7 protein-coding genes are annotated in these 5,631 nt (G+C 43.3%); 4 read left to right on the top strand and 3 right to left on the bottom strand.

Features of this window, described 5'->3' with window-relative positions; genetic code table 11:
• Together PLH26_RS19700 and PLH26_RS19695 are read left to right on the top strand one after the other, a co-directional pair.
• On the top strand, window positions 1-343 hold a 343-nt coding region (locus tag PLH26_RS19700; RefSeq protein ID WP_324587734.1), incomplete at its 5' end, for a GMC oxidoreductase.
• Window positions 344-366: 23 nt separating this feature from the next.
• On the top strand, window positions 367-990 hold the full coding sequence (locus PLH26_RS19695) for a gluconate 2-dehydrogenase subunit 3 family protein (protein WP_324587733.1): 624 nt from the start codon (window positions 367-369) through the stop codon (window positions 988-990).
• 451 nt (window positions 991-1,441) lie between these two features.
• Here PLH26_RS19695 and PLH26_RS19690 read toward each other — a convergent pair whose 3' ends face one another.
• Entirely contained in the window at window positions 1,442-2,023 is a 582-nt protein-coding gene (locus PLH26_RS19690; RefSeq protein WP_324587732.1) for an RNA polymerase sigma factor, read from the bottom strand.
• A gap of 140 nt (window positions 2,024-2,163) precedes the next feature.
• On the opposite strand from PLH26_RS19690, the gene PLH26_RS19685 reads away from it, so the two are divergent.
• The gene (locus PLH26_RS19685; RefSeq protein ID WP_324587731.1) at window positions 2,164-2,517 is read left to right on the top strand and encodes a DUF6249 domain-containing protein; all 354 of its coding nucleotides are present in this window, start codon (window positions 2,164-2,166) and stop codon (window positions 2,515-2,517) included.
• Window positions 2,518-2,567: 50 nt separating this feature from the next.
• Here PLH26_RS19685 and PLH26_RS19680 read toward each other — a convergent pair whose 3' ends face one another.
• On the bottom strand, window positions 2,568-3,563 hold the full coding sequence (locus tag PLH26_RS19680) for a metallophosphoesterase family protein (RefSeq protein WP_324587730.1): 996 nt from the start codon (window positions 3,561-3,563) through the stop codon (window positions 2,568-2,570).
• A 177-nt stretch (window positions 3,564-3,740) separates the two neighbouring features.
• Between PLH26_RS19680 and PLH26_RS19675 the strand changes: the two genes are divergently transcribed.
• A complete protein-coding gene (locus PLH26_RS19675) occupies window positions 3,741-4,940 on the top strand; it encodes an alpha/beta fold hydrolase (RefSeq protein ID WP_324587729.1) in 1,200 nt (399 codons plus the stop codon).
• Between the two features lie 19 nt (window positions 4,941-4,959).
• On the opposite strand, the gene coaD is transcribed toward PLH26_RS19675, so the two are convergent.
• On the bottom strand, window positions 4,960-5,436 hold the full coding sequence (gene coaD / locus PLH26_RS19670) for a pantetheine-phosphate adenylyltransferase (RefSeq protein WP_324587728.1): 477 nt from the start codon (window positions 5,434-5,436) through the stop codon (window positions 4,960-4,962).
• Window positions 5,437-5,631 lie beyond the last annotated feature (195 nt).

Raw genomic sequence — 5,631 nt, 5'->3', positions numbered from 1 at the left:
TGAAGAAGTGAAGCAGGCCAAACACATGCAGGAAACCTTCCAGTCCATCATGCATGAAATGGGTGCCATCGTTACATCAAATCCGAATGGTCCGGAAAACAATTATGGTTTAGAGGCGCCCGGCAGGATCATTCATGAAGTAGGCACCATAAGGATGGGAGATGATCCGAAGAAATCGGCCCTTAATAAATGGTGCCAGGCGCACGATTGCAAAAACCTGTTCGTGGTAGATGCAGCTCCCTTTGTGCAGCAGGGAGATAAAAACGCTACCTGGACGATCCTTGCCCTGTCGTTGCGTACAGCAGAATATATCCTCGAACAAAGAAAAAAATTAAACGTATAAAAGCTTTATAATTTTATTATAATATGAACAGACGCGAATCACTTAAGGCCATTGGCTTAACCGCTGTTTCAACGGGCGTTTTACTGGAAGCCTGCAAAACGGATAATAAAAAAGCAACTACAACTGTAACTGCTGATGAAAACAATGCCGGCCGGGAAGCTTTTGAAATAGAACGCAACAAAAAGCTGAATGAAGAGCGGTTCTTTACCGACCATGAAATGCTTACCATTACCGTATTGGCCGATATCATTATACCCAAAGATGAAAAATCCGGCAGCGCTTCGGATGCCAAAGTACCGGAATTCATAGAGTTCATCGTTAAGGATATTCCTTCGCACCAGGTTCCCGTGCGCGGGGGACTAAGATGGCTGGATACACAATGCCTGAACAGGTATAACAATGCTTTTAAGGATGCTACTCCGGCGCAGCAGCTTGAAATGGTGAATGACATTGCCTGGCCCGAAAAAGTAAAGCCCGGTATGGAACAGGGCGTTGCTTTTTTTAACCGCATGCGCGACCTTACCGCTTCCGGCTTTTTTACCAGCGAAATGGGCGTAAAGGATCTGGGCTATGCAGGCAATATGCCCAACAAATGGGAAGGTGTGCCGGAGGATGTATTGAAACAGTATGGGCTGGAGAATGTTTGAGGTACCAGTTAGCTGTTGCGGTCGGTACCGACAGAAGGAGGGTCAGACCACAAGTCATTTATAAAACCTTTTATTCAGGTAGTGGTGTAACAGGATGATTTGAATAAATAGCATAACTGATGCCAACAATAATATACCGGCCGTTTCATCTGAAAACCTGAGCCTACTGAGTGAACCAAGTAAGCTGTTCGAATAAATCCAGCTTTTATTTATCCCCGAAGTTGTATCCATGTTATCACCATTCAATGAAAACCAGCCTATCAAACTACCGATCATTATAAAAATAACCATCCAGCCGCGTTTCGATATCGCAGGCTTATAGGAATAAGATTTCTTTTTTTGTATGGAATATACTTCATTCATTATACGGAAAGTAAAATCAATTGGTGCGCTTTCAGGGGAAGCACCGCACATTAATTTTCCTGTTAGTATGTCAAGATTTTCATTATACTTATTTTCCATATTGACCAATGAATTGAGGTTCAAGTTTTGCTTTGAAAATAGCGGCTAATTTTTTCCTGCTTCGCAGCAGTTTTATTTTCAGATTATTCTCTTTGATACCCATAATCGTTGAAATCTCTTTTAGTGAATGTTCTCTAAAGTAATACAACGTCAGCAAAAAACTTTCTTCCGCAGATAATAAATCAAGACAATTTTTAATCATCAACCGGCGCTCACTTTCCTCTAAAAAATCCAGCACATTTATCAAAGATACCAACTCGTTTTCTTCAAAATATTCGGAATAAACAAGTAGTAGATTTCTCTTTTTATTTTTTAATCGGTCTATGCAAGTGTTATAAGTTACTTTGTAAAGCCACGTGGAAAACTTCGAATCACCCTTAAACCGGGATAATGATTTATAAATTTTCACAAAGGTATCCTGGGCGGCCTCTTCAGCTTCTTCACGGTTTTGAAGAATCCTGAACGACAGGGCAATGACCATATCTTTATACCGGTCAACCAGGATGGCAAAGGAAGCTGTATCACCTTTGATAATTAAACTGATATAATGCTTGTCGCCTGATTGATCCATTGATAAAGGATGAGACGATAAAAGTTTTTATCAGGTTACATCTGCTTAAAGATTTATTGCTGTAGTGTAACCGATACTCAAATAACATCGTCATACTCTTTGCAAGTACTAAAATTAGTCAATTCAAAATTTTTTCTGTTATGATGCGGCACAGCTTGATTCTCATTAGCTTTTTCCTTCTCGTGTTTGGTATTGCATATCTTTTTTTATCCATCCGCAATAAGGAAAGGCTTGCTTTAATCGAAAAAGGTGTTGATGCCGGCATTTTCATGAAAGGTAACCAGAATACAACTTCCATTGTCAGGATTATTATTTTAAATGTAGCGCTCCTTTTGATGGGGATTGGAATAGGCGTTTCTGTTGCGCTATTTTTAAGCTACTACACCGGGCTTCGTCCTGCCCCATTGATCCTGGCCGCTACATTCACTATGGCAGGTGTCGGGCTTTTAATTGGGTATTATCTGACTAATAAAATGGACAGGAAAGCATCATAATTCAGCTTTTGCACAATTCTCAACTTTTATCTACGAGCGGGATGTAACGGTTAAATGGTCTGAAACCTGATTATCCGGTACTGACCGTTAAATCCGGGGAGCGCAAGATGCTGGTTAACCCGGCCCAGCGATATAGAATAGTACCGGTGCCAGTGTCCGGCAAAAACTCCGGTTAGTTTTTTGGCCGTCATCACTTCTTTTACAAATGCCTTTGTTGAAGCCGCGTTACCTGCGGCAGCCCAGCGCTCCCTGCGTTCTATCTCATAATTTTTGTCGCTGCCGGCGCCCCATTCCGGATGACCGCAGCACATATGCATGGATGGCATATACAGGGGGATATGCACAAAAAGTGCAACAGGCTCGGGCCGTTTGAGCTGATCCCTGAAAAAGGCAAGCTGTTCTTCATTTACCTGGTAGGTAGAATTATCAATGGTAACCATATTGATACCGCCCACAATATCCGAAGAATAAAACAGGTGCTGTCCGGTATACAAGGGCTTTAGTCTTTTATCACACCAGGTCCTGCGCAGCTCATCAGACGATCCTTTCATGCCTTCATAGTGCCAGTCGTGGTTGCCGGCTGTATAAATATGTGGAATACCCGCAGCTTCAACGGTTGAGCGCACAAATTCCACAGCCGTGGCAGAAGGGTAATTGACAATATCGCCCACAAGAGCGACCAGGTCTACTTTTTCCTGCTTCGCCATCTGCATCATGTCCTTAAAACAGGCCATAGTAGTAGTAGGTTCTCCAGTTTTATAATGTTTGGGCTGCAAAAAAGCCCTGTTCATGCGGGCGCTGTATTGTTCATATTCGCGGTCGCTTTCATCATCGCAACTGATATGCGTATCCGCTATCTGTAATACGGTTACCGGTTCCTGCAAACCGGTCAATGATATGATGGTTTGCATGGTATTGGTGTTGTGCACACATTGCCAGGGATCTTTTTTAGGAGATGCCAGGGAAGGTAAAGCAGGTAAGCCCAGTGCCGCGCCGGCACCAAGGGATGTTTGGGTAATAAAAGAGCGGCGGTTAATAGACGGCATAATAAAAGGTTTATGTAAATATAATCCCTTTCAGCATTCGTACTTCCACGAAGAGTGATTTCGACATTAACAGCTTCGAAGAGTACCATCAGTTTGAAATGTAAAGAGAAATGTGCTCGGCATTATACATTATATTTAATCCTTTATCTGACTTCCGTAATAAACAGTCGTTCCTGTATGAAAAAAATTTTTCTTTTGGGGTTATTCCTGTCAACTGCTTTCGTATATGCGCAGCAAACCGGTACATCCAGTTCTCCATGGAATATAAAAGAACTATATAAAACACCGGCTATGCATGAAACAGATTGCTGCGCTGTGGTAGGCATGCGCTCTTTTTTCTACGAGGGAATTGTTTTTAAAACGAAACCAACAAAAGTGTTTGCTTATTTTAAAGCGCCGGAAGGTACCCCGCCTGAAGGCGGATGGCCGGCAGTGGTTTGTGTGCATGGCGGCGGCGGAACTGCATTTCCGGAATGGGTACAGGCCTGGGTAGATCGCGGCTATGCTGCCATTGCTATGGACCTGGAGGGGCATCTTCCTATAGGCGGGTTTCCCAACCGCGAATGGCATGAACAGGCCGGACCACCCCGCATTACCACCTTTGGCGATATTGAAATTGCCGACAGGGAGCAATGGTTTTATCATGCAGTGGCAGACGTGATCAGGGCTAATTCGTTACTGCGTTCCTTCCCGGAAATCAATCCCCGAAAAATTGGTGTACATGGTATTTCATGGGGCGGAGTAATAACCGCCGCAGTAATGGGGCTGGACAATCGTTTCGCCTTTGCCGTGCCGGTATACGGTTGTGGCTTTTTGTACGAGTCTACCGTATCCAATTTTGAGAGATATTTTAAAGTGATGACGCCCGACCAGCTAAATGCCTATAAAACCAAATGGGATCCTTCATTGTATATTCCTTCCGCTACCGTTCCAAGCCTGTGGTATATTGGCAGCAACGACGGATCTTTTTCGCTGAATATATGGCAGCGGTCGGTATCGCTGGTTAAGCCCGCTCCAATGCTTAGTATACCTGTTACCAGCGAGCACGGACACATATGGAACCAGCCCGAAATATTTGCATTTGCTGATATGATGGTAAAAAACGGTAAAAAACTAATGCAAATCGGGAACACATTCATTGAAAAAAACAGGGTTACAGCTAAAATTGCTTCTGAAGCAACGCTCAAAAAGGCTGTATTGTGTTACACAACAGACAGCGGCGCCTGGCAAAACCGAAACTGGGTGCAGCTACCTGCAACGTTAAATAAAGGGAAGGTATCGGCTGCTTTGCCGGCCGATGCCAAAGCATATTATTTCAATATTACAGACACCGATAATCTTCGATTCAGCTCTGCGGTTACCATCATGGAAAAATAACGTGATAAATGTTTTTGTATCAGTTTGCTCTCCTTAATGACCTCACCACCGGCTCAGGTAAAAACTGGCTGGCATCCCCGCCGTTGCGAAGCACATCCCTTACCAAAGTAGAAGCTACCGACGTGTATTGAGGAAGACAGGTTAAAAAGATGGATTCTATCTCGGGGGAGAGGCTCCTGTTCATATCCGCAATTGCCTTTTCGTATTCAAAATCACTGACATAGCGAATGCCTCTTAAAATAAAATTTGCATTTACTTTCCGGCAGCAGTCAACCGTTAATCCTTCATAGATGACTGCATCAACCTTGTCTTCATCTTTAAATATTTCCTTAATCCATTGCAGGCGCTGCTCTTCCGAAAACATAGCGGTTTTATTTACATTGCGTCCAATACCAATGAAGAGTTTATCGAATAAACGAAGCGACCGGTTGATAATATCCAGGTGACCAATGGTTATAGGATCAAAAGTGCCGGGAAATAAAGCGATCCGTTGCATATAATGATTTGAGATTGGAGATTTGAAATTTGAGGTTTACTTACTACTTCACCCTTACCACTTCTTACCACCGTCATCAGCTCACCTCCCTTCCCCCTGCCAACAAATACAATACCGCCATCCGGGTGGCCACACCGTTTTCTACCTGCTGTAAAATAATGGATTGTTTTGAATCGGCCACATCGCTGTCTAATT

Source organism: Agriterribacter sp. (assembly GCF_035444585.1).
GTDB lineage: Bacteria > Bacteroidota > Bacteroidia > Chitinophagales > Chitinophagaceae > Agriterribacter.
The sequence above is the reverse complement of the archived record's forward strand: the minus strand, read 5'-3'. Positions and strand labels throughout refer to the sequence as shown.